Origin of the sequence: Fulvivirga lutea (genome assembly GCF_017068455.1) — a bacterium.
GTDB classification, from domain to species: domain Bacteria; phylum Bacteroidota; class Bacteroidia; order Cytophagales; family Cyclobacteriaceae; genus Fulvivirga; species Fulvivirga lutea.
Genome location: NZ_CP070608.1, coordinates 3,728,899 through 3,753,266 on the forward strand (window position 1 = coordinate 3,728,899; position 24,368 = coordinate 3,753,266).

At 37.6% G+C, this 24,368-nt stretch carries 28 protein-coding genes; 21 read left to right on the forward strand and 7 right to left on the reverse strand.

Annotated elements, in window-relative coordinates; translation table 11 throughout:
• Positions 1-69: 69 nt before the first annotated feature.
• A complete protein-coding gene (locus tag JR347_RS16565; protein WP_205721696.1) occupies positions 70-1,005 on the forward strand; it encodes a sulfotransferase family protein in 936 nt (311 codons plus the stop codon).
• Positions 1,005-2,144 (forward strand): glycosyltransferase, encoded by a 1,140-nt coding sequence (locus tag JR347_RS16570; protein WP_205721697.1) that lies wholly within the window; start codon positions 1,005-1,007, stop codon positions 2,142-2,144. The genes JR347_RS16565 and JR347_RS16570 overlap by 1 nt, the downstream gene beginning before the upstream one ends.
• Here JR347_RS16570 and JR347_RS16575 read toward each other — a convergent pair.
• Entirely contained in the window at positions 2,125-2,643 is a 519-nt protein-coding gene (locus tag JR347_RS16575; RefSeq protein WP_205721698.1) for a class I SAM-dependent methyltransferase, read from the reverse strand. The two genes, JR347_RS16570 and JR347_RS16575, sit on opposite strands and share 20 nt — an antisense overlap.
• A 162-nt stretch (positions 2,644-2,805) precedes the next feature.
• Here JR347_RS16575 and JR347_RS16580 point away from each other — a divergent pair, with 162 nt between their 5' ends.
• The 3 genes from JR347_RS16580 to JR347_RS16590 all read left to right on the forward strand — a co-directional run bounded on the left by JR347_RS16580 (position 2,806) and on the right by JR347_RS16590 (position 5,834).
• Positions 2,806-4,284 (forward strand): lipopolysaccharide biosynthesis protein, encoded by a 1,479-nt coding sequence (locus JR347_RS16580; RefSeq protein ID WP_205721699.1) that lies wholly within the window; start codon positions 2,806-2,808, stop codon positions 4,282-4,284.
• Positions 4,285-4,350: 66 nt separating this feature from the next.
• Positions 4,351-4,755 carry a sugar 3,4-ketoisomerase gene (locus JR347_RS16585; RefSeq protein ID WP_205721700.1) on the forward strand — a complete coding sequence of 135 codons (405 nt, stop codon included), beginning with the start codon at positions 4,351-4,353 and terminating at the stop codon, positions 4,753-4,755.
• Positions 4,752-5,834, forward strand: coding sequence for a DegT/DnrJ/EryC1/StrS family aminotransferase (locus tag JR347_RS16590; protein WP_205721701.1), 1,083 nt, complete (start codon positions 4,752-4,754; stop codon positions 5,832-5,834). Before JR347_RS16585 ends, JR347_RS16590 begins: the two co-directional genes overlap by 4 nt.
• Here JR347_RS16590 and JR347_RS16595 read toward each other — a convergent pair.
• The 3 genes from JR347_RS16595 to JR347_RS16605 all read right to left on the reverse strand — a co-directional run bounded on the left by JR347_RS16595 (position 5,823) and on the right by JR347_RS16605 (position 8,498).
• The gene (locus tag JR347_RS16595; protein WP_205721702.1) at positions 5,823-7,088 is read right to left on the reverse strand and encodes a glycosyltransferase family 4 protein; all 1,266 of its coding nucleotides are present in this window, start codon (positions 7,086-7,088) and stop codon (positions 5,823-5,825) included. The genes JR347_RS16590 and JR347_RS16595 overlap by 12 nt on opposite strands.
• A 29-nt stretch (positions 7,089-7,117) precedes the next feature.
• The gene (locus JR347_RS16600; protein ID WP_205721703.1) at positions 7,118-7,774 is read right to left on the reverse strand and encodes a TIGR04283 family arsenosugar biosynthesis glycosyltransferase; all 657 of its coding nucleotides are present in this window, start codon (positions 7,772-7,774) and stop codon (positions 7,118-7,120) included.
• Between the two features lie 217 nt (positions 7,775-7,991).
• A complete protein-coding gene (locus JR347_RS16605) occupies positions 7,992-8,498 on the reverse strand; it encodes a hypothetical protein (RefSeq protein WP_205721704.1) in 507 nt (168 codons plus the stop codon).
• Between the two features lie 29 nt (positions 8,499-8,527).
• Here JR347_RS16605 and JR347_RS16610 point away from each other — a divergent pair, with 29 nt between their 5' ends.
• From JR347_RS16610 to JR347_RS16660, 11 genes are all read left to right on the forward strand, one after another.
• Positions 8,528-9,142, forward strand: coding sequence for a TetR/AcrR family transcriptional regulator (locus JR347_RS16610; RefSeq protein ID WP_235689702.1), 615 nt, complete (start codon positions 8,528-8,530; stop codon positions 9,140-9,142).
• Between the two features lie 34 nt (positions 9,143-9,176).
• Positions 9,177-10,163 (forward strand): 1,2-phenylacetyl-CoA epoxidase subunit PaaA, encoded by a 987-nt coding sequence (gene paaA, locus JR347_RS16615; RefSeq protein ID WP_205721705.1) that lies wholly within the window; start codon positions 9,177-9,179, stop codon positions 10,161-10,163.
• Positions 10,164-10,237: 74 nt separating this feature from the next.
• Positions 10,238-10,846 (forward strand): phenylacetic acid degradation b, encoded by a 609-nt coding sequence (locus JR347_RS16620; protein ID WP_205721706.1) that lies wholly within the window; start codon positions 10,238-10,240, stop codon positions 10,844-10,846.
• Complete coding sequence (paaC, locus tag JR347_RS16625) at positions 10,843-11,598, forward strand: 1,2-phenylacetyl-CoA epoxidase subunit PaaC (protein ID WP_205721707.1); 756 nt, start codon at positions 10,843-10,845, stop codon at positions 11,596-11,598. Before JR347_RS16620 ends, paaC begins: the two co-directional genes overlap by 4 nt.
• A 37-nt stretch (positions 11,599-11,635) precedes the next feature.
• On the forward strand, positions 11,636-12,115 hold the full coding sequence (gene paaD, locus JR347_RS16630; protein ID WP_205721708.1) for a 1,2-phenylacetyl-CoA epoxidase subunit PaaD: 480 nt from the start codon (positions 11,636-11,638) through the stop codon (positions 12,113-12,115).
• A gap of 142 nt (positions 12,116-12,257) precedes the next feature.
• Entirely contained in the window at positions 12,258-13,349 is a 1,092-nt protein-coding gene (locus tag JR347_RS16635) for an alkane 1-monooxygenase (RefSeq protein WP_205721709.1), read from the forward strand.
• Positions 13,350-13,359: 10 nt separating this feature from the next.
• On the forward strand, positions 13,360-13,734 hold the full coding sequence (locus JR347_RS16640; RefSeq protein WP_205721710.1) for a DUF3703 domain-containing protein: 375 nt from the start codon (positions 13,360-13,362) through the stop codon (positions 13,732-13,734).
• A gap of 128 nt (positions 13,735-13,862) precedes the next feature.
• A complete protein-coding gene (locus JR347_RS16645) occupies positions 13,863-14,051 on the forward strand; it encodes a hypothetical protein (protein WP_205721711.1) in 189 nt (62 codons plus the stop codon).
• Between the two features lie 90 nt (positions 14,052-14,141).
• Positions 14,142-14,336 (forward strand): type II toxin-antitoxin system RelE/ParE family toxin, encoded by a 195-nt coding sequence (locus tag JR347_RS18475; protein ID WP_394369454.1) that lies wholly within the window; start codon positions 14,142-14,144, stop codon positions 14,334-14,336.
• Positions 14,337-14,712: 376 nt separating this feature from the next.
• Positions 14,713-14,952: a ribbon-helix-helix domain-containing protein gene (locus JR347_RS16655; protein ID WP_205721712.1), complete on the forward strand. Its 240-nt coding sequence runs from the start codon at positions 14,713-14,715 to the stop codon at positions 14,950-14,952.
• On the forward strand, positions 14,945-15,250 hold the full coding sequence (locus JR347_RS16660) for a type II toxin-antitoxin system RelE/ParE family toxin (RefSeq protein ID WP_205721713.1): 306 nt from the start codon (positions 14,945-14,947) through the stop codon (positions 15,248-15,250). Before JR347_RS16655 ends, JR347_RS16660 begins: the two co-directional genes overlap by 8 nt.
• A 47-nt stretch (positions 15,251-15,297) precedes the next feature.
• Here the strand turns inward: JR347_RS16660 and JR347_RS16665 are convergent, their stop codons facing one another.
• A complete protein-coding gene (locus JR347_RS16665) occupies positions 15,298-16,560 on the reverse strand; it encodes an ABC transporter permease (protein ID WP_205721714.1) in 1,263 nt (420 codons plus the stop codon).
• 123 nt (positions 16,561-16,683) lie between these two features.
• On the opposite strand from JR347_RS16665, the gene queA reads away from it, so the two are divergent.
• Together queA and JR347_RS16675 are read left to right on the forward strand one after the other, a co-directional pair.
• Positions 16,684-17,730, forward strand: a complete 1,047-nt coding sequence (gene queA, locus JR347_RS16670; protein ID WP_205721715.1) for a tRNA preQ1(34) S-adenosylmethionine ribosyltransferase-isomerase QueA — start codon at positions 16,684-16,686, stop codon at positions 17,728-17,730.
• A 114-nt stretch (positions 17,731-17,844) separates the two neighbouring features.
• Entirely contained in the window at positions 17,845-18,516 is a 672-nt protein-coding gene (locus JR347_RS16675) for a 2-C-methyl-D-erythritol 4-phosphate cytidylyltransferase (RefSeq protein WP_205721716.1), read from the forward strand.
• A 38-nt stretch (positions 18,517-18,554) separates the two neighbouring features.
• Here the strand turns inward: JR347_RS16675 and JR347_RS16680 are convergent, their stop codons facing one another.
• Complete coding sequence (locus tag JR347_RS16680) at positions 18,555-18,776, reverse strand: DUF2795 domain-containing protein (protein ID WP_205721717.1); 222 nt, start codon at positions 18,774-18,776, stop codon at positions 18,555-18,557.
• Between the two features lie 345 nt (positions 18,777-19,121).
• On the opposite strand from JR347_RS16680, the gene ettA reads away from it, so the two are divergent.
• Positions 19,122-20,801 carry an energy-dependent translational throttle protein EttA gene (ettA, locus tag JR347_RS16685; protein ID WP_205721718.1) on the forward strand — a complete coding sequence of 560 codons (1,680 nt, stop codon included), beginning with the start codon at positions 19,122-19,124 and terminating at the stop codon, positions 20,799-20,801.
• 9 nt (positions 20,802-20,810) lie between these two features.
• The gene (asnB, locus tag JR347_RS16690; RefSeq protein WP_205721719.1) at positions 20,811-22,706 is read left to right on the forward strand and encodes an asparagine synthase (glutamine-hydrolyzing); all 1,896 of its coding nucleotides are present in this window, start codon (positions 20,811-20,813) and stop codon (positions 22,704-22,706) included.
• Between the two features lie 13 nt (positions 22,707-22,719).
• Here asnB and JR347_RS16695 read toward each other — a convergent pair whose 3' ends face one another.
• Entirely contained in the window at positions 22,720-23,094 is a 375-nt protein-coding gene (locus JR347_RS16695; protein ID WP_205721720.1) for a hypothetical protein, read from the reverse strand.
• Between the two features lie 81 nt (positions 23,095-23,175).
• Here JR347_RS16695 and xerA point away from each other — a divergent pair, with 81 nt between their 5' ends.
• Complete coding sequence (gene xerA / locus JR347_RS16700; protein ID WP_205721721.1) at positions 23,176-24,321, forward strand: site-specific tyrosine recombinase/integron integrase; 1,146 nt, start codon at positions 23,176-23,178, stop codon at positions 24,319-24,321.
• Positions 24,322-24,368: the final 47 nt, after the last annotated feature.

A 24,368-nucleotide genomic window follows, 5' to 3' on the forward strand; every position in this document is an offset into this window, starting at 1 on the left:
TTATTATCAGTTTAATTCCAAATCACTTGATGAATCTTTAAACTTACACCATAGAAAAATTGATCAAGAGTGAATAAAGGCATAAATGTAAACCCTTTGATTATTTTATATAATCGATTAAGGATTTTAAATCCTTTCCGGAAGTCAATTCCTCTTAAAACTGCTAAAGATACATATCAGCCATTTCTAATTATTGGTTCCGGCAGATCGGGAACAACGCTGCTCAGGTCTATGCTCAATCAAAGCAATGAAGTTGAGATTCCACCTGAATCATTCGTTTTACCGAGAATATTAAAAAGGTATAAAGTATATAATAAATTGCCTTGGAATGATTTTTTGAAAATTATTCTGGGTGAGTTTAGTACTCACCCTCAATTCCAATATTGGAACCTTAACCTTACCAACACATTTGCAGAATTAGCAGGTGTACCAAAGAGTGAACAGTCTCTATTTAAAATTATAGATACACTCTATACCAGTTATACCACATTTAAAAACAAACCCGGAGCAAAATGGGGTGATAAAACACCACTAAACACATACCATCTTACACTGATAGATAAAATAGTAAACAAGCCAAAGTATATTAATATCATTCGTGATGGAAGAGATGTTGTAGCCTCTTACCTAAAAGCCGACTTAGCTGAAAATATTGATGATGCTTGTAATAGATGGAGGGATGCTATCATTGCTGTCCAACAATTTGAAAAAAGGAATTCAAATCGAGTTCTATCAATACGGTATGAAGCTCTGGTAACTAATCCGGAAAATGAATTGAGAAAAGTATGTGATTTTCTGGAAGTAGAATTTGAGAATAATATGCTTCAGAACAATAGAAATTCGGAGGCTTTGGGCGATTCTGTTTACAGCCATCATGAGAATCTTAAAAAGCCAATTGACACTTCTTCCATTGGCAAGTGGAAATCCAATTTAAGTACTGACCAAATGACCAAAGTTGATACATTGATAAGTACAGAACTTAAGAAGTTAGGATATACAGACTGATGCATACGCTGGTTATTCCATCATATTACCCTAATACTTATAACCCAATAGATGGAATTTATTTTGAGGTACAGGCCGAAGAACTTGCAAAAAATAAAGTGAAAGTTGGCGTGATTGCCCCCATTATCATCAAGCATTACATATTACTGCGTGAGAAGAAATTTGACTACGGTCTTAAAATTTCTACTGATAAAATACCAACATTAATTTATCAGCTTCCGTCATTCCCAGTTTTTAAGGCCATGAATGATTGGATGCGACTCTTCTATGGTAAAAAACTCTTTAAAAAATACATCAAGGAATACGGTATACCTGATATTGTTCATCTGCACTCTTTTGAAAATGGGATTTTAGCACGGTGGATTAAAAAAGAATATAACATCAATTATGTTATAACCGAGCATTCTACCCGTTTTTCCAGAGATGAATGTTCAGATCGGTTAATAAAACTAGCTAAGTATGCTTTTAACGAAGCCAAAGAAGTTATAACGGTTAGTAATGATTTGTGTATGACGTTAAATGCGAGATTTGGCATTAAACCAACTGTAATTCCTAACCTTATTGACACTGATTTTTTTCAGCCATTAGAAGTAATTAAAAAATATGATTTCATTACGGTAGGTGGCCTGAGAGAACCTAAAAATTTTGAATTACTGATTAACTCATTTGAACAACTTTCTAACAAGAGCTCAACGCTTGCCATTGTTGGCGTAGGCCCATTGAAAGAAAAGTTAATTAATCAGGTTAGAGAGTTAAACTTAGAAGAACGTATATCTTTTTTGGGTTCTAAAAGCCCTAATGAGCTCGTAGCATTATTTAATGAAAGTAAAGTATTCGTGTCTTCAAGTAGGATAGAAACATTTGGAGTGGCCATCATTGAGGCCATGAGCTGTGGCATTCCTGTGGTAGCCACAAAGTCCGGAGGCCCAGAATATTTTATGACGGACGATCGTTTGGGAATGTTATGTGATCAAAATCAAAAAGATTTAGCTAACTCTATGGAAAAGGTACTTTCTGATTTTGAAAATTATGATTCAGAGTTTATCAGAAATTATATTGAAAGTAAGTTTTCCGGTCCAACGGTAACAAGTGAGTTAAAAAAAGTTTACAGAAAATACATTAATTCTTCCGTAGAATAAACTGTGTTCCTTTAATTGAAATTACTGTAATTGAGTCTTTGAAATTTTCAATAAACTCATTTACTGCCTTTGTAACGCCATCATCCCACCAACCTACTAAGTTGTAATCATCACCAGTAATATAGCCTCCTGATTTTACTTTCTTAAATGAGTTTTCTAAATCAAGCTTTACATACTCATATAAATGGTTGCCATCTATATAGATCCAATCAAAATGGTCATCTTCAAATTTGTCAAGCGCCTTTGTTGAATCATCTCTTAAAAACTCCAGTTGCCCTGAATATAGCTCATTTTCAAATCTTTGCTGAGTAGATTTAAAAACTTCATCCATTTTTTCCTGTGAACTGTCCAAACCACCATACCATGCCTTATCGTATGTTTCCACATGCAAGTATGGGTCAATGATATAGAGTTTTTTGGGTTTGGTTTGTCTTAGAATTTCAGAAGTAAAATCACCTTTCCAGGCACCTATTTCAGCACAAATAGCTTTCTTAGGCATTCTTCGAAGAAGATTATTCCTATTTCTCAGGCTGCTTATTACTGCTAATCGTGTCTTTATTTTTTGGATTATTTTCAAACCAGAACAATTGAATATTAAAATAATAGTTACTTAGGGCAAACATATTCAATTTCGCCATAAGTTTGTTAGCAAATATTTTTAATGGGAATCGTTAGAAGAACAAGTATTCGGTTTTTAACCATCCTATACATAGGAATAGTGCTCGGTTACATTAATACTGTGTTAATATTTCCTAACATTCTTACCGAAGAAGAATTCGGTTTAACCCGTATTATTTTCTCAGCTGCCGCGCTCATTGCGCAAATAACACAGTTAGGTACTGGTAATATTCTTGTTCGTTTTCATCCACATTTAAAAGAAGATACTAAAAATACCACCCTGACGCTTGGCCTATTTCTTTCATTTATAGGTGTTGTTCTTTCAGGGTTAGTTTTGTTCTTTTTTAAAGACTGGATTATAGATAGTTATGCTGAAAATGCTGGTCTATTTACATATTATTATTATTTACTCTTTCCTGCCACAATATCATTAATTGCTTATAACCTATTCGATGGATACTTACGAGTACTCTTAAAGAATTCTTTCTCAGCTTTTCTAAACTCTATCTTATTAAGATTAGTTTGGTTGGGCATTGTTTTACTTTATGCATTCGATTTTTTTGACACTGATGCCTTCATAAACTACTACGTTGGCGGACAAGTTGCAGTAAGTTGTGTGGGGTTAATCTGTGTTTTGATGCAAGGTAATTTAACAATAGGCTTTGACACTTCACCTGAGAGGTTACAAATGCTAAAAAGAATGGTGAGTTTTGGTGTTGTTACAATTGTAAGTGGCATATCACTACTCCTCATTCATAGAATTGACGTCTTGTTGGTAGGTAAGTATTTAGGGTTAGCTGAAGTAGCAGTTTTTGCAATTGCCATGTATATGAGTGATGTAATACTAGCACCTGCTCAATCCATAGCCCGTACATCAGCAGTGCTGGTTGCAGATGCTTTCAAAAGTAATAATATGGATATGGTGAAAACCCTCTACAAAAAAACAGCTTTGAATCAGGTGCTATTGGGAGGCCTTGTTTTTTTGCTCATTGCTGTTAATTACGATAGTTTATTAAGTTTCCTTCCTCCCACTTACTCAGACAGTTATGATGTTTTCTTTTTATTTGGTCTAACAAAAGTTATAAATACAGGTTTGGGCGTAAATGGCGCTATTCTCATTAACTCCAATTATTATAAATTAGATACCATTCTTTCGGTGAGTTTACTCGTAATCTCTGTGGTACTTAAAATTTTATTCATACCTGTATATGGTTTGATTGGAGCTGCTGCATCCACAGCTTTTGCAATCATTGCTTTTAACATAGCTAAATACTTAATACTCAGAATAAAAATGAATCTATCTCCATTCTCTAAAAACTATTTTATTATATGCAGCATACTTGTTGTCGCTTTTGTTATCACGTTCTATATGCCCAATACAAACTCTGTTTGGTTAAATATTCCTATTACAAGCTCTGTATTTATAATTTTAACTGTACCTGGAATATACTTCATGCAATTGAGCGAAGACTTTAATGCTTTAATAGATAACGGCATTGATTTTCTAAAAAAGTGGGTTTAGTATTTCAATCATAACTCCATTTAGATCATTGCTAGAAATTTAAGAAATTTGAGAAATACCATATAATTGAAGTTGAAGGGATCACATATAAGAAATATCGAATTAGAAATCCACTCAGATAAAAGAGGCAAACTTCTTTCTATTGAACAGATAGCTAATGGTTTGCCATTCTCCGCCATAAGATCTTTTTATTTATTTGATGTCCCATTTCAAAGTATCAGAGCCGGCCATGCCGTTAACTGTCATCAGTTTATTCTAGCCCTTCGTGGATCAGTCAACGTTGAACATAAATCAGCTGATGAAAAAAGTGAGATATGGACCTTATCAAAGGTAAATGAAGGGCTATACGTGCCTGAATTGCACTATATTACACTCAAGGATTTTAGTTCAGATGCGCTAATTGTCATTTATGCTTCAAAAGCTTATTCTGATACTACCTATTATTCCTTTGAAGACTTAAATAAGCAATGATCCCTTTTGCAAATCCAAGCCTTCGATTCCAACAATTCGAAAATAGATTAAATCAATCATTCTCGGAAGTTTTAAACTCTGGCCAGTTGATTTTAGGAAATCAAGTTGAGAAGTTTGAAAGTAATTTCTCCCAATACATTGGAACAAATTATTGTATTGGAGTGAATTCCTGCACTGATGCTATTACATTAAGCTTAAAAGCATCAAATATTAATTCAGGTGATGAGGTAATAACAACGGGGTTAACCGCACCTGCCACTGCCATTGGTATTATTAATTCAGGGGCAACACCAGTAATAGTTGATATTGAAAATAACACTCATTGCATTGATATCAATGCCATTGAAGATGCAATTTCCGAAAAAACAAAGGCTATAATTCCTGTACATCTACATGGATTTCCTGCCGATATGCCTGCCATTAAGGAGATTGCCAAAAACCACAATCTGATAGTAATAGAAGATTGCGCTCAAGCGCATGGTGCAACAATCAATGGTCAAAAAGTAGGCTCAATTGGTCATTTTGGGGTATTTAGCTTCTACCCCACTAAAAACCTAGGTTGTCCTGGTGATGGTGGCGCAATATCTACTAATGATGTTCGTGCTGCTGAATACATAAAAACATTGAGAAATTATGGAATTAAGGATAATCGAATCACAAACACAGGACTAAATAGTCGGTTAGATGAAGTGCAAGCGGCCATTCTTGGTGTGCTTCTTCCTGAATTGAACGACCACAATGCTACCCGAAGAATGTACGCTAGAAAGTACATAGCTGAATTGGAAAGTATGGATATTACTCTTCCAGTATCTTCAGAAGATGCTGTCTACCACCAGTTTGTGATAAAGGTTAAAAACAGAGATCGAGTTCGGCAACAATTACTAGGTATGGGAATAGCTACAGGAATTCATTACGACAAGTCACTTAAGTATCATCCTGCTCTAGCTAACTATTGTAAAGAATTACCAATTGCACATAAGGCATGCAACGAGATGATATCCCTTCCAATCCAACCCGAAATCTTAGATAATCACTTTGATGAAATAATTAGTGCTTTAAAAACTGTACTAGTTGGCTAATACTTTCTGAACTAATTCCTGCGTCAAATTCCTTCTGGAAAACTTCTCTATTGCTTTTAACTCACGTTTAGATTCCTCCCCATCTATAACAGATAAAATTGCTTTTCTCAACGCCTCCTCATCTTTCCAGGAAACTGTAGTTCCTGCTTCACATTGGTTTATAATATTCGCTGCATCACCATTTTTTGGTCCTAATGCAATAATGGGCCGCTGGCTGGCAAGATATTCAAAAAGCTTACCCGGAATGTGACCGTGAGCATTATTAGAATTGTTAAGTAATAAGAGCAATATGTCTGATTCAGCATAAGCCCTCAGAACCTCATCATGACTAACGGGTGGTTTAAATTCAATCAAATTTGAGAGAATTGGGTCTGCCATTACCGAATCTTTAATAGGCTCTTCGATGGTACCATAAAGTCGAACCTCTATCTGGACTTGTGTAGATAACCTTCTCAGCACATCCCAAAAAATAACCGGATTTCTAAATGTATTGATCAACCCAAAATGACTAATCACTATTTTACCTGATCCTTTCTTAGGCTTTATATTATCAAAATCTGAGTCATCAAAACCGTTTGTAATAACCCGATATGTTCTTTTATGAATATCTTCAAACTCATTGACCCATGTTTGACTAACAGTTATTACTTCATCAGCATTCTGCAAAACTCTTAACTCCAATTTCCTATGCATTCTTCTGGCCAGTGATGACAGTTTAAAATTTTCCAGCATATCCCATTTGCTCCATGGGTCTCTAAAATCGGCAATCCAGCGTATATTTAATTTCCGTTTTAACTGTAATCCAATGAGATGCATACTATGGGGTGGGCCGGTTGTAATTACCGTATTTATTCCATTGTCTTGAACAAAATCCTTTAGAAACTTCACGGATGGCTTCACCCAAAATTTACGCGGATCAGGAATAAGTAAATTCCCACGCAACCAGATGGCCAATTTTGTAAATATACCCTGCTTTTTACTCGACTGAATTAAGCCCTGCGAAGGTCTTTGTTTACCTGAAATCTTTTCAAATAGCTTATATGGTTCCCAAATAGGCAGCTTAATTACTTCAAGCTCAGGATTAACATCATTCAATAAAGTATCATCCTTCATGTCAAAATCAGGATTTTCTGGTGTGAAAATGATTGGCTCCCAACCGAACTCAGGCAAATACTTCGAAAATTTCAACCAACGCTGAACTCCACCTCCACCACTTGGCGGCCAATAATATGTTATGATCAGTACCTTCTTCATTGAACCTGACAAATATGCCAATACTCATCTCAATACTTGTAGTATCGAGCCAAAAAGTGAGGATTGATACCAAGGTAATAGCCGACCATGATCACAATGTTTCTCAATTGCTGAAGTAAAATTCCATTTTTCTCGAATCTTCTGGCGGATGTAGTTATGGTATAAGGTAGCTTATCTACTTTATTAATTTTACGAATTCTGCTCAGAAGGTCAACATCCTCCAACAGTGGAATAATTTTGTAGCCTCCAACTTTAAAAAACAGTTCTTTACTTACAAATAATCCCTGATCTCCATAGGTAAACAAGCTGTAATTATATTTCGTGAACCATGCATAAAATCGATATAAAACCCTCTTCGAATCAAACTTTAGGGTAAAAGTAGCAGCCTGTGAATTGATATATGGAAGTTGGCCTAGTAACTCGTCTGAAAGTTGGCTGTCCGCATGAATAAAAAAGAGTTTTTCTCCATTACCCATTTTAGCGCCAGCATTCATTTGTGATGCCCTACCACGCACTGAATTGATATAATTTACTTGGTTATAATTCTTAACAACCGCTTCTGTATTATCTGTGCTTCCTCCATCCACCACAATGAGCTCAAAATCATCTGACCTTTTATTGAATGCGGATAATAATTTACCAATGTATACTTCCTCGTTTAAAACTGGAATTATTACTGAAACCATCCGGGGAAAATTAATTTGAAAACTCGTACAACCCTTTTAATCTAACATGTGTCTACATCTTACGGCTGTTTATAGGATTGCCAAAACTAATAAACAGCTTAATCGATAAACTTAATGTAAACCCAAACCAATTGTTCTATGTTTAAAATTATTGATAAATCTACCATAACTATTATACTGGGTATAATGGTAGTTATATTGATATTACTAAGTTGAACTAAAACAAATATTCTTTTTGATTCAAAATAATGTCTTTTTCCTCACCTTCAAGGCTTAGATCTTTGCAATACCGTTTGGGTGTTGGTCTAAAGAAAGACATTAGAAATAATAAGATTACATAAGAGACAATTAATATCCCTTTGGCAGATAAATACAAACCACCTGCTAGTAATAAGGCCGCCAGTGATACAAAAAGATAATAGGTTGTAATTCCGTTATAGTAAACCCCTAATTTATCAATCAGCTTATTTTCACTGGTTGCAATATTTTTCTTTGATTTAAAAATTTGATGTCCTTTAATGACTAGTAAGCCGCTTATTACGGGTACTAAATAACCCATTACGTGTGTTAGCATCCCAGCTTCTAACCAACCTGAAAATTCACTATGTTTTATCTCCAGATATAGCCAAACAAATGGCAATAATGGTAGTGCGATGGTCGTACTGAAGAATAAGCCCAATTTTGTATGGAATTCTTCGGGGGATTTAAAATTTACTTTTCTCATTAGGCGTTCAAAACTAATAAAATACTTCTTTGAGAAACAATAATGGTTATTTTTGCATGATGGTAGAGGTGGAAAATTTAAGCAGAAAAGAACAAGTTATCAGAGCTGCTGCTGCCCTGTTTCAAAAAAACGGGTACTCTGCTACATCAATGCGTGATCTTGCGCACGCACTAGGAATTGAAGCGGCAAGTTTATATTCTCATATCAAATCAAAAGAAGAGATTCTTCAAAGTTTATGTTTTGACATGGCAGCACAATTCAGGGCTTCACTCGATAAAGTGGAGAATTCTGATATTTCGTATAGTCAAAAATTGAGGCAGGGAATCCTCGGCCACATAGAAGTGATGGCGCAGGATTTAACTGCATCTGCAGTTTTCATGAACGAACACAGATATTTGAGCCAGCCATATTTAAGGGACTTTTTGTTATTGAGAATCAATTACATAAATAGATTTAAGAAGATTATTGAAGGCGGAATTGCTTCCGGTGAATTCCAAAATATTGATACAAAATTGGCAGTAATGACCCTATTTTCGTCATTAAACTGGATGCCCAACTGGTTTGACCCTACCGGATTAACTAACCCTAAAGATGTGGGTAATCAATTAGCAGATATGCTAATTGGTGGAATCAAAACCAAATAGGTAATTTTGCTGTTACTAAATAAAAACTGATACTATGTACGGAGGAGGAAATACTTTTGAGCCAATGAAAGCAACGGGTGTAGAAAATGAAGACCCCGTAAAATTAGCTGAATTTGAAGCTCGTATTGAAAGAGGCGAAAAAATTGAGCCACATGATTGGATGCCTCAACTTTACAGAAAACAGTTAATAAGAATGATTGAGCAGCACGCTCACTCAGAAATAATTGGCGCATTACCTGAAGGTACCTGGATCACGAGAGCTCCTGGCTTTAAAAGAAAGCTTGCACTCATGGCTAAAGTTCAAGACGAAGTAGGCCATGCCCAATTACTTTACAGCGCAGCAGAAACACTAGGAAAACCAAGAGAGCAAATGCTTGACGACCTGGTGAGTGGAAAATCGAAATACTCAAACATATTTAATTACCCAGCTTTTACCTGGGCAGATTCATGTTTCATCTCTTGGCTAGTAGATGCAGGCGCTATTGTTAACCAGCTTGCTAATGCAAGAGGCAGCTATGGCCCATATTGCAGGGCTTTAGATAGAATTTGCGCTGAAGAGTCATTTCACTTAAAGTATGGTCACCATTGTGTGATACATTTGGCTACCGGAACTGAAAAGCAGCGTGAAATGATGCAGGCCGCTATTAACAGATGGTGGGGACCCATGATGCACTTCTTCGGCCCACCGGATAAAGCCTCTGTACACAGTGAAATATTAATGCGTTGGAAGGTAAAAATGTCGTCTAACGATGATCAAAGAAATCAATTCTTAGATATGTATGTTCCTAAAATTTGGGAGTTAGGGTTTACAATTCCTGATCCGAATTTGAAGAAAAATACTGAAACAGGTAAGTGGGAATATACTGAACCTGATTGGGAAGAATTTAAAAGAGTTATTAATGGAGATGGCCCTTGTAATGCCGAGCGTCTCGCAGTTAGAAGAACTGCAGAAGAAAGAGGCAGATGGGTACGTAAAGCACTTCTTGCTCCTAAAACGGAATATGTAACTCCGCTGGCCTAATCGTTACAAAACAAACGATTGCAGAACATCAACAAAAATGGCATCTTTGAGATGTCATTTTTTTATACTCATTCATGAATAAATCACTCGACCCAAGAGTTAATAGATTAAACATTCCAGATGGCGAATTAGTACCCAAAGTGCCGTTAGATCAATTTGGAACGTTCGAAGTGTTTGTACAAGCAAAAGAAGGTAAAGAATATCGCCACGAAGGCATTGTTCATGCCCCAAACAGAGAGATGGCTTTCCTCTTTGCTAAAGAACAATTTAGTCGCAGAAATACGTGCGTTGGCCTTTTTGTAGTTGAAACGAGGAACATATTTGTTACTGGTTTTACAGAGGATAAGGACAGTATCTATAATCATATTTCCGATGAATACCCTGAAGATGGATTTACTGAGCAATATGAAGTGTTTCATTTGAATAAGAGAGGTAAGCAACACGATCATATTGGATCAGTTCCAGCTAAAAATCATCAGCATGCATTGGCACTGGCCAAACCAGAATTTGTTGATGGACCTCCTGTATACAATGTTTGGGTAGTAAAAACTTCCGATATTCTATTTACCGAGGAAGAAGATAAAATCCTGTGGGATACGCTTCACGAAAAGAAATTTAGAGATGCCGCTGATTACAAAGCTGCTGATAAGATTAAAGCATTTAAAGAGAGACAACAGTCATGAATACACTAGCTCTTAAAGAATTATTGTACAAAATCGCGGATGATCAATTAATACTTGGTCATAGAAATTCTGAGTGGACGGGTTTTGGCCCTCTTTTAGAAGAAGACATTGCTTTTTCTTCTATGGCTCAGGATAAAGTAGGACAAAGTCAGGCGTTATATCAAATGCTGCATGAGTTGGGCGAAGCAGAGCCGGATACTGTTGCTTTCACGAGAAATGCAAATCAGTTTCACAACAGCCAATTTGTGGAACTACCTAATGGTGAGTATGACTTTAGTTTAATTAGGCATTTCCTGTTTGATACCGCTGAGGCATTACGCTTTGAAATGTTGACAAAATCTTCTTACGAACCATTATCAAAACTGGCGAAGAAAATCCAGGGTGAATTAAGGTACCATACCATGCATGCTAACACCTGGATAAAACAATTGGGTTCGGCCACCGAAGAAAGTATTAGCAGGCTTCAGAACTCGTTAGATGAAGCAATGCCTTATGCATTGGGCTTATTTGAGGAATCTGAATTTGAAACAGAATTAATAAAGGAAAACATTTTTGCTGGTGAGCAGGCTTTAAAAGAAAAATGGTTAGTGAAGGTGAAGGAAGTGTTAAGTCAAACACAGCTTTTATTGCCGGATTTATTATCAATCACACCTAAAATGGGTGGAAGAAAAGGAACTCACACAGAACATTTGCAGCCTCTATTAGATGAGATGTCTGAAGTATTTAGAATTGACCCAACTGCCGAATGGTAGCACTGAACCCTATAAGCGGTTATACTGTTATTAAACTATGATTACCGAACCACAAGTTTACGATTGGTTAGATGAGGTGAAAGACCCTGAGATACCTGTTCTATCTCTGGTAGACCTTGGGGTAATAACACGTGTAGATATAGGGCAAAATTCTGTAAAAGTAAATATGACACCCACATTTGTTGGTTGCCCCGCCATCGATTACATGAAACAAGATGTGGTTGACGTGCTTACTAAACATGGAGTAGAAAAAGTGGAAGTAAATGTAAACTTCGACACGCAATGGAACTCCAATATGATTTCAGAGAAAGGAAGAAAAGCACTTAAAGACTTTGGCCTTTCGCCACCACCCAAGCACAATCTTATTGTTGACATTGATATTTTGGAGCATGCCGAGTGTCCTAATTGTGGTAGCACTGACTCTGTAATGAAAACGCCTTTCGGGCCAACAGCTTGCAGATCTATTCATCATTGCAACTCTTGCCAGGAGACTTTCGAACAGTTTAAGCCGCTTTAGCTGATAGCTAGAAGCTACAAGCTTTAAGCCTTATGTATCTCAAAAAAAGAGAGGCACCCTGAACTTGTTTCAGAATCTTTTAAAAGAAATTAAGGTTAGGTGAGCAGCAACTAAAATCTACCAAAATTGTTATTTTTATGTCATGGGATTTTTCAAAAAACTTGGATTCTTTAGCGCATTTGTATTTCCTGCGCTAGTTGTTGGTGGATACTATTTAGGCGGATGGTGGAATTATATGGCTCTGGCACATGCGTTTGTTATACTACCTGTTATCGATCAACTACTTGGTATTGATAAATCTAACGTGCCTGAAGACAAAGTAAAAGAAGTTTCTGCCGAATACTTTTACCGCTTTGTCACCTTTATCTGGACTTATGTACAGGTAGCATTCGTAATTTGGGGTTGTTACGTAATTGCGATGGGCCAGTGGAGCGGCTGGTATGAGTTAATAGGATTTACTTTGGGCTTTGCAGTTGTAACAGGTGGCATTGGTATTACTGTGGCTCATGAGTTAGGTCATAAAAAAGAGGCAATTGAACGTTTTTACAGTAAAGTGCTTTTGATGACTGTGAGTTACATGCATTTTTATATAGAGTATAATAAAGGGCACCATGTACATGTAGCCACAATGGGCGATCCGGCCACTTCAAGAAAGAACGAGAGTTTTTATGCTTTTTGGGTACGATCAGTATTTCTAGGCTATGCACATGCCTGGAAAATAGAAAACAACCGCCTGAAAAGAAAAGGGAAATCCGCTTTTAGCTTAAGTAACAACATGATATGGTTTGCTATCTTACCCATACTATTCGCAGGTGTAATGACAGCTATTCTTAGTTATTTTTCCGGAACCATTGAATGGGGTGTTGCAGTGTTCTTCTTTGCCCAGAGCTTCTTTGCTTTTACACTTTTAGAACTGGTAAACTATGTAGAGCACTATGGTATTCAGCGTAAAGAAGTGAGCCCTGGAAGGTTTGAACGGGTAACGCCAATACACTCATGGAATGCCAGCCATTTGGTGAGCAACTTCTTTTTATTTCAACTTCAGCGCCATTCAGACCATCATGCTAATGCCATTAAACGTTACCAGGTGTTAGACCATTATGATGAAAGTCCGCAATTACCAGCCGGATATTCTACCATGATAATCATCGCCATGATACCACCTTTATGGTTCGTCATGATGAACAAACGGTTAGAGAAATGGCATGGTGAACACGAAGTTTCACTAGCCTAATACCGTTAGAATGAAACTCTATACCACACTTCCAAGAAGTCTGAGGCCTTATTATTATGATGAATTATGCAGCTATAAGGCAGAATTGATGGCTGGTCATTTACAGAAGGCGTGGTATCATTTAGAACGAGCTCATATCATTGGTCAGCGTTATCCATTTGCGCATAGTTACGTGCATTGGAAGATGTTATTATTTGGCATACGCATTAAAAGTGCTAAAGAAGTTATCGGCCAGATACCCAGATTATTAGTAGGCGGTGTTAAATCATTCGTGGGTAAAGTGCCAGTAGGCAACCCAGGAGGAGCCAATGTTCCTCCATTAAAGCCCTTCCCTATCGACCCAGAGATACAGGCGATGTTTAATAAGGCTGGGGTGAGTTTTTAATTATCTTCGTAATAAAATATAACAACATCTTTTGTCTTGTTAAATGGGTGTTGTGTGTCATACACTTTCCGGTCGTAAATTTGTACTAACTTAACTCTATTTTCGTATATTCATTTAAACTGATCAATATGATAACTAAAGAGAAACTTAAAGAGCAGATTGACAAATTCCCTGATGAGGAAATTTCAATTGACGAATTAATTGAGAGGATGGTTTTTATTGAAAAACTTGAACAGCGAATTAAGATCTCGGAAAAAGGCAGAAAAACAATTTCTAATGACACATTAAAAGACGAGATTTCAAAATGGTCGAAATAAGATGGCTCAACGAAGCCAAACTTGACTTAAACGACATTTTCGAATATCTCAAGAGATTCCAAAAGATACGCTCAGCATCAAATTGACCGAATCTTCGAGCGGACTCAAATACTAACTAGTCAACTTAGAGTGGGTAAAGTTGTCGAAGAAATTAACAAACCGGAAATTCGTGAATTAATAGAGGGGAATTATCGCATAATTTACCGTATTATCGATGAAAAGACCGTTGACATCCTAATGGTTCATCATGGTGCTAGGGATTTAGTTAGGCGTACCAACAAATAAAACAACACACAACACCATATAGCATTAAAGCCTTTACTCACTTTTAATAGAGCTAGTGCGACTAGGCCATATTTCTTGTGTTTCGTGTTCTTTGCTAAGGTCTGTAGTTCTTCCTTGAGGCTATTTAGAAGGAGGCTTCCGCCCGGATGAATCCGTTCGGACGGGCAGTCAACTTCGCTATTGTGCAGAAGCAGAAAGCTCTTCGCCAAAGACATTGCAACTTGGTTCAAAACACAAAAAAATATTACTTTCACCTCCATTAAGTACGGGTGCGGCACGAAATGCTATACACGTACGTTGCTAAACATTCTACCCTATTTTTGATATCATCTAAACTAATATTACTTTTGGTGCGTTATTACACCAAAAATAAATTATGGCTAGACAGAGTATTTCCTTTACCGAACCAAATGATGAATGGTTAAAAGCACAAGTTAGCAGCAAAGAATATTCTAGTAAAAGTGAACTTGTTAACGACCTTATAAGACAAGCAAGACAACAGCAACAGCATATTGATCTTGTTAGATTGAAACTTGAAAAAGCTGAGAAAAGTGGTTTTACTACAGATAACAAGGATCAAATATTAGCTGATTCTAAGTATCGATTGAATGGCTAAATACCGACTAAGTAAAGTAGCCAAGGAAGACTTAATTAGAATTCACCATTACGGAACAATAAGATTTGGAGAACAACAAGCAGATAAATATTTCGAATCCTTCTTTAAGTATTTCGAGATAATATCTCAAAGACCATATGCATTTGAGGCAGTGGATTTTATTAGACCTGGATACAGACGATGTGTTTGTGGATCTGATAGCATCTACTACAGAATCAAAAAAGAGGTTGTTGAAATCATGACTATCATTGGTCGACAAGACCTTGGAAACACAATAGACAAACTACCCGAAGAATAATAAACGTTTGGTAACATAGAGTAATAGCGCATTTGGACTTCACAACTCTAACTCCTAATCGCAATTACAGGATCTAGCCGGGCCGCTAGCGCTGCCGGCACAATGCCCGACACGGTACCAATTATTGCGGAAACTCCAAGGCCTAATACAATGTTTTTCAAGGTAAGCGAGACTTCCAGTGAGCCCATGGGAATAAATGTAATTAATAGCACCAGCACTAAGCCTCCCAAGCCGCCAATCACACTTAAGAAAACAGATTCGAATAAAAACTGGAATAGGATAAAGTAGTTTTTGGCGCCCAAAGACTTTTGAATGCCTATAATATTGGTACGTTCTTTCACAGATACGAACATAATATTGGCTATCCCAAAACCTCCCACCAATATAGAGAAGCCACCGATAATCCAGCCGGCTATACCAAACACATCAAACACACCGCTAATTACATTGGCAATCGCTTCCGGTCTGTTCAGTGCAAAGTTATCCTCCTCTTTCGGGCGAAGACCCCTTCTGGTTCTTAGCATTCCTGTTAATTCCCCTTCCAACTCAACCAAACCTATATCTGTTTCCATGCCCTTGATGGCAATAGTGCTACCGCGCTCATTATAATTACCGGTACCTGTTGTGTACATCGTTCTAAAAGCATCGTAAGGAATAATACAATAACTGTCTTTACTTTCGAAACCCAGGAAGCTCTCTCCTTCCCGTTTCAACGTTCCTATCACATAATGCTTCTTATTTCTGATCTTTACCTCTTTGCCTACCGGATTCTCTCCATTAGGAAATAGTGCTTTCTCCAGTTCATGTCCAATAATTGCCACATTTCTACCTGAGGCTATTTCATTCTGAGTAAAGTAGCGGCCCTTGTCAATATCCAGTTCAATAATATCCTTATAGCCATAGCTACCGCCCGTAAGCTCTGTTTCATAGTAGCTGTTACTATTCCTTTTTACCACTACGTTTCCCATATCGGCATAAATGGCGATAGCCGAACGGTTATCTAAATTGGCCTCTAAAAATTTAAATTCCTGATAGCTAGGATTTGGTCGCTGCCAAAAATCCCACCACCTGTACTCACCGTTAGAGTCCGCAGTAAAGGGCCATTTCGCCACATAAATTACACCTGAACCAAGAAAATCGAAACTTTGCTTTACGTTCTTCTCCAGCGAATCAACAATAGTAAATACCGAGATAATCGCAAAAATACCAATGGTAACGCCCAGCAGAGAAAGTGTTGTACGTAACAAATTCATTTTCAAGGCATTCCATGCAAATCGAAAACTTTCCAGTATGAGACGTAGTACTTGCAAATTGGTAGTTGTGAGTTTTAAAAAGTATTTAGTAATAATCTCTCAAATGTCGCGGATATATTTATCTTTGCGTCCTTATTTTAGAGATTGACTCTAAATTAATTTAATACCGTAATATTAAATATGAAATTATCAGAATTCAAGTTCGACCTACCCACTGGCTTAATAGCATTATATCCGGCAGAAAACAGAGATGAATCTCGCTTAATGGTGATTGATCGTAAGTCAGGAACTATTGAACACAAAGTTTTTAAAGACGTTATCAACTACTTTGACGATGGAGATGTGATGGTAAATAACGATACCATGGTGTTTCCTGCAAGGTTATATGGTAACAAAGAAAAAACAGGCGCTAAGATTGAAGTTTTCTTATTAAGAGAATTAAATCAGGAAATGCACCTATGGGATGTTTTGGTTGATCCTGCAAGGAAAATTCGTGTTGGCAATAAATTATACTTTGGTGAAGGCGATTTAGTAGCTGAAGTGATTGACAATACCACCTCTAGAGGTAGAACCATTCGTTTCCTTTTCGATGGAACAGATGAAGAGTTTTACAAAACAATTGAAGATTTAGGAGAAACTCCACTTCCAAAATACATTAAGAGAGAAGCCGAAGAGTCTGACAAAGAGCGTTTTCAGACAATTTATGCAAAGCACAAAGGAGCTGTTGCAGCGCCTACAGCAGGTTTGCACTTCACTCCTCAACTCTTGAAGAGATTAGAAATTAAAGGTGTTGACATGGCAAGTATTACACTTCATATTGGTTTGGGAACATTCAGACCTGTTGATGTGGAAGATTTGACTAAACACAAAATGGACTCTGAAAACTTTAGAGTAGCACAACCAACTGTTGACATTGTAAACAATGCCATAAACAGCAAAAAGAAAGTGTGTGCTATCGGAACAACTGTAATGCGTTCATTGGAATCTGCAGTTTCTGCCAGCGATCGATTAAAAGAGAAAGAAGGTTGGACAGATAAATTCATCTTCCCGCCTTACGAATTCAAGATTTGCAGTGCAATGATCACTAACTTCCACATGCCAGAGTCTACTTTGTTGATGATGGCCAGCGCTTTTGGTGGTTATGAGTTAATAAGAGAAGCATATGAAGTTGCCAAAAAGGAAAAATACAGATTCCTTACGTATGGCGATGCTATGCTGATCATATAAGCATATAATTAAAGAAGTCATTCTGACGCAGGAAGAATCTTCCTAAGTTTATTGTATCTACTTAACTTAGAAAGATCATTCGTTTAACTCAGGATGACTTTTTTTTGTGCATAAATGAAAGAATACGCCATAATAGTAGCGGGTGGTAAAGGAACCCGAATGAAGCAAACCATTTCAAAGCAATTTATTGAGCTTAATGGCCTTCCTATCTTAATGCATACCATTAATGCATTTAAGGCCTATTCAAATGATGTTGAAATAATATTGGTGCTGCCCAAAGATGAAATAGCCATCTGGGAAGAACTGTGCAGAAAATTCGATTTCTCCACAGAAGTTACGGTAACAACGGGTGGTGATTCCAGATTTCAATCCGTGAAAAATGGTTTAAACATAATTTCAGAGGAAAAAGGCCTGGTGGCAATTCATGATGGCGTAAGACCTTTGGTGGGTAAAGATATCATCGGTGCCTCGTATAGGCTGGCAGCGGTACACCAAAGTGCTGTAGCAGCAGTTCGACTAAAAGAATCTATCCGAATTACTGATCAGGATACTACAAAGGCCGTTGACCGTTCTGACTTTAGGATGATTCAAACGCCACAGACATTTGATTTGGCTTTGATAAAAAAGGCCTATGAAATTAAGGAAGAACCAAGTTTAACGGATGATGCGAGTGTAGCTGAGCGAAGTGGTCATAAGATATCGCTTTTTGAAGGCAGTTATTCGAATATTAAGATTACCACACCCGAGGATTTGATTATTGCCGAAGCACTAATCAATAACAAATAAAAAAAGCTGTCGGTAAATGACAGCTTCTTCAATTTCTTTTAGTATTCATCTTCATTGAAGAAGAAATCCTCTTTAGTAGGATAATCCGGCCAAATCTCCTCTATATTTTCAAATGGTTGCCCATCATCTTCTAATTCCTGCAAGTTTTCAACCACTTCCAAAGGAGCTCCTGTACGAATTGAGTAGTCTATCAATTCATCTTTTGTGGCTGGCCATGGTGCATCTTCAAGGTACGATGCTAATTCTAGTGTCCAATACATAGTTTAATCCTCCTGATTAAAGCCTTTAAAATTTTTTGCAAAAGTAAAATTTTAAAGGACAATTCAAACTTTATATCAATTTATTTCAATCGTCACGCTTTCGCCTATTTGTCAGACCAACGTTTGACCTTTTCTAAAAGTTTAATATAATTAGTTTTTTTTCTTATCAAATATATTCGCCACATAATTCATGCATTGTTATTCAAAACGATAAATTTGTTTTCAATTATCGTCATTACGAGCCTGATCGTTTCAGGCGAAGTAATCTCATTTTTTGTAAGATTGCCGCTTCGCACGATTACATCGAGCTCATCGCAATGACGAAAAAAATAAAGAAATAAACCCATGAGTGACGAAAAAATAATTTTCTCCATGGCGGGAGTTAGCAAAGTCTATCCGCCTAATAAACAAGTACTTAAGAATATTTACCTCTCTTTTTTCTATGGAGCCAAAATTGGTGTTTTGGGTCTGAATGGTTCCGGTAAATCTTCATTACTAAGAATCATTGCAGGTATAGACAAAGAATATCAGGGCGAGGTGGTTTTTGATGGCTCTTTTACTGTTGGGCTGTTGGAGCAAGAACCACAGTTAGATAAGTCTAAAACTGTAAAAGAAGTAGTAGAAGAAGGTGCCGCTAAGACAGTGGCTTTATTGAAGGAGTTCGAAGAAATCAATGAGAAATTTGCTGATCCTGACATTTTAGAGAACCCGGATAAAATGGAAAAGCTCATTGAAAGGCAGGGAGAAGTGCAGGAAAAGCTGGACCAATTAAATGCCTGGGAACTCGATAGTAAGTTGGAACGGGCTATGGATGCGCTAAGAACCCCTCCGGGAGATGCGAAGATTGAACACCTATCTGGTGGTGAGAAGAGAAGAGTAGCACTTTGCCGATTATTACTTCAGGAACCGGATGTTTTATTACTGGATGAGCCTACCAACCACCTGGATGCCGAATCAGTGCACTGGTTAGAGCAGCATTTAAGGCAGTATGAAGGAACAGTAATAGCCGTAACTCACGATCGTTACTTTCTTGATAATGTGGCAGGTTGGATATTAGAGTTAGACAGAGGTGAAGGTATTCCATGGAAAGGGAATTATTCTTCATGGTTGGATCAAAAACAAAAACGATTATCTCAGGAAGAGAAAACTGAATCCAAAAGACAAAAGACGCTTGCTCGTGAGCTGGAATGGGCACGAATGTCGCCAAAAGGCAGACATGCCAAAGCTAAAGCGCGTTTAAGTGCTTATGATAAGTTATTAAGCCAAGAAACGAAAGAACGCGAAGAAAAACTAGAGCTATTCATACCACCAGGCCCACGATTAGGAGATAAAGTGATTGAAGCTCACGGTGTTGCCAAAGGTTTTGGCGATAAGCTTCTATATGAAAACCTTGAATTCTCTTTACCTAAAGCCGGTATTGTAGGAATCATCGGCCCTAATGGTGCGGGTAAAACTACATTGTTTAAAATGATTACCGGACAGCTAGAACCTGATGCTGGAACGTTTGAAGTAGGCCCTACTGTGGAGACTGCTTATGTAGATCAGGAGCATGACGATTTAAACCCTGAACATACTGTTTGGGAGGCCATTACCGGAGGAAATGAATTGATTGAAATGGGCGGTAAGCAAATTAATAGCCGTGCGTATGTGAGCAAATTCAATTTCAATGGTTCCGATCAACAGAAAAAAGTAAAAGAACTTTCTGGTGGTATGCGTAACCGTGTGCACCTGGCCATTGCATTGAAACAAGGTGCTAACCTGCTGCTATTAGATGAGCCTACTAACGATTTGGACGTAAACACATTGCGAGCGCTGGAAGAAGCACTAGAGAATTTTGGAGGTTGTGCGGTAATCATATCCCACGACAGATGGTTCTTAGACAGAGTTTGTACACACATACTAGCCTTTGAAGGTAACTCGCAAGCGTATTGGTTCGATGGTAACTTCACTGAATACGAGGAGAACAGAAAGCAGCGATTGGGTGACGAAGGACCTAAAAGAATCAGGTATAAGAAACTTGCCTAGTTCACTTTTATGTGCGGAATAACAGGGATTTACGCCTTTAATATGATTGGCCGCGTAAGCATGATCAACGTGGCCAATGCTACTGCCGCACTTGAAAAACGGGGCCCTGACTTTCAGGATATTTATAATGATAATACTGTGGCACTGGGCCATAGAAGATTATCGATCATAGACCCGACTCCGGAAGGTCACCAGCCCTTGTGGGATATGGGCAAACGCTATGGAATTATATTCAATGGCGAAATTTATAATTACCGAGAGCTTAAGAAAGAGCTTTTGGCGCAAGGCATGCAGTTTCAGTCAGAAACTGATACCGAAGTTTTACTTAATCTTTACATAAATGAAGGTAAGGCATGCCTGAATAAACTCAATGGCTTTTTTGCTTTCGCGATATTCGATTATCAGGAAAAGAGCCTTTTTATCGCTCGTGATAGAATGGGCATAAAGCCACTCTATTATTTGTTGGATGATGATCGCTTACTTTTCGCTTCGGAAATGAAGTCGATAATGGAATACGGTATTACTAAGGAACTGGACTTCACAGCCCTGCATACTTACCTGCAGCTCAATTACATTCCTGCTCCGAAAACGATATTCAAGCATGTAAAAAAGTTGCTTCCGGGTAATTACATCGAAGTAAAGAATGGAGAAGTTACCATTGAGCCTTACTATACCATCCCTTATGATCGCTCAAAAACAACTGAACTGAATTACGAAGAGCAGAAAAAGAAGCTGGCTGAATTGCTGGAAAGTTCTGTTCAGAAACGATTGGTGGCCGATGTGCCTCTGGGCTCTTTTCTCAGTGGCGGGGTAGACTCATCAGTTATTGCTGCGTTGGCTAAAAGGCATAAAGATGATCTACATACCTTTTCAATAGGGTTTCAAGATGAGAAGTTCTTCGATGAAACAGAATATGCCCGATCGGTAGCTAAAAAGATAGGAACTGATCACACCGTATTTTCGCTTACCAATGATGATTTATACAAGCATGTGCATTCCATTTTGGATTATATCGATGAGCCATTTGCTGACTCTTCGGCCATTGCGGTGTATATATTATCTCAAGAGACAAGAAAACATGCCACCGTTGCCTTGAGTGGCGATGGTGCCGATGAACTCTTTGCCGGCTATAATAAGCATGCGGCATTCCACCGAATTTTGGAAGGTGGAAGTGCAGCCAATATGGTGGGTGCTTTACAACCGCTATGGTATTTGCTGCCAAAATCAAGAAACAGCAGCATTACAAACACATTCAGGCAACTGCACCGCTTTAGCAAGGGCATGAAAATGACACCAAAAGAACGTTACTGGACGTGGGCAGGGTTTGTGAATGAATCTAATGCGATGAAGTTGTTGAGCGATGGGTCTAAAAACAAGCTAGATCAACAGCAGTATACTGATTTTAAATCTGAGCTGCTCAAGCATATTCCCGACAAGGAAACCATTAATGACTTGCTCTATACTGATATGCAGTTGGTGCTGCCCGATGACATGCTCACCAAAGTGGATAGAATGAGTATGGCCAATGCGTTAGAAGTGCGTGTGCCATTTTTGGATCATGAGCTGGTAGAATTTGCGTTTCAGCTGCCTGTAGATTCTAAAATTAATGGCTCCATTAGAAAACGAATTGTGCAGGATACCTTTCGGGATATATTGCCTGAAGAATTGTATAACCGCCCGAAGAAGGGGTTTGAAGTGCCTTTACTCAAGTGGTTTAGAAAAGAAATGCGCCATACGATTGAGAATGAACTCCTCTCCGACTCTTTTGTAGCAGAACAAGGAATTTTTGATGTTCGCACCACGCGGCAGCTTAAAAAGAAGCTATTTTCTTCCAACCCCGGAGATGTGCATGCTCAAATTTGGGGGTTAATTGTTTTCCAGCATTGGTGGAAGAAGTATTGCTAATCGTTAAAAGGTCTTAGCTCTTTTCCATATAATCTTGATGATGTACCAATAAGTACTTATCTAAGCCATTTTCAGAAGTAGATAAAAATCCATATTCGTAACAAAACAGATACACCTGACCTTTTTTGTTTTTCCAATAATGTGTGAAATAGTTAGGGTTGAAACCTTCTTCCAGCATTACTGACTTTCTTACCATTACCTTACCACCCTTGTTATATTCTTTAAGGATTCGTCTGTTCTGTTTCAGTATTTTATCAATAGTCAAATATCGACTGTCTTCTTTTTCTTTGTTTTTTTCATAGTGAAATGATGTTTTGCAATACGAACTGCAAAATTTTTTATCTACCCGGCCGGTAAATTCTTTGCCACACGATGGACATGTCCTCATAACCGTTTATTTATACGTCTAAAAAACGTTTAATTATACGACTAAATTTTGACATAGCACTATATTTCTGGTAGTTGCAGTATGATATCTATCAACAGACGCATTTCACTCAGGCACCTAATTATTAATGAACAGCGACAAATAGGTATTAAATTCTATCCTGACAAGGTAATTCAGAGCCTTTTAAAAAGTATGGATGGGATTAAATGGAGTAATCGCTTTGGAATGACCTATTTACCCAATACGAAAACGAACCTGAACAAAATTTATCAAACGTTTAAGGGTGTGGCGACTATAGATGCCCGTTATTTTTACATTAACAAACCTTTACACCACCCTGTTGATGAAAGATACAGGTATACATATAAAGGGCAAAAGGAAGCATATACGCCTGGTTACAGAACCTGTCCGATAGAATTTTTACAAAAGTTAGAGCTTAAAAAATATAGCGATAGCACTGCCAGAGTATATACTACACTTTTTGAAGGTTTTATGAATCATTTTCCTGATAAACAATTAATTGAGCTTGGTGAAGATGAGATAAGGGCCTATCTGTCTTACCAGGTAAAGCTTGGCCGATCTGACTCTATGCTCAACCAGATTATTAATAGTATTAAGTTTTACTATGAAGTTGTGTTAGGCATGCCCAATAGGTTTTACGAAATAGAGCGGCCAATGAAGCGTGAAAAAATACCCGAAGTATTATCAAAAGAAGAAGTTCAAAGAATATTGAATTGTACACATAATCTGAAACATAAGTGTGTTTTAAGCACTATATATTCTGCCGGCCTAAGAATTAGTGAACTAATAAACCTAAAGGTAAAAGATATTGATAGCTCTCGCATGATGTTACGTATTGAGGGTGCCAAAGGTGGTAAGGACAGATATTCACTATTAAGCAAAAAAGTATTGGAGGAATTACGGGCCTATTATAAGGAGTATAAGCCTAAAATATACCTTTTTGAAGGACAAAATGGCGATCAGTATTCTCCTACATCTATACGAAAAGTGTTGAAACGGTCTTGCACGAAGGCAGGAATACGAAAAGATGTAAAGCCGCATACCTTAAGGCATTCTTTTGCTACGCATTTATTAGAACAGGGCACAGATTTACGAAGTATACAAATTTTATTGGGGCATAACAGCTTAAAAACCACGGAGATATATACGCACGTAGCTAACACGGCTATGAACACGATAAAAAATCCATTAGATTCGTCCCATTAATAAAATATAACAGCACCTTTTGTTCCTGTTACACGGGTGTTACCAGC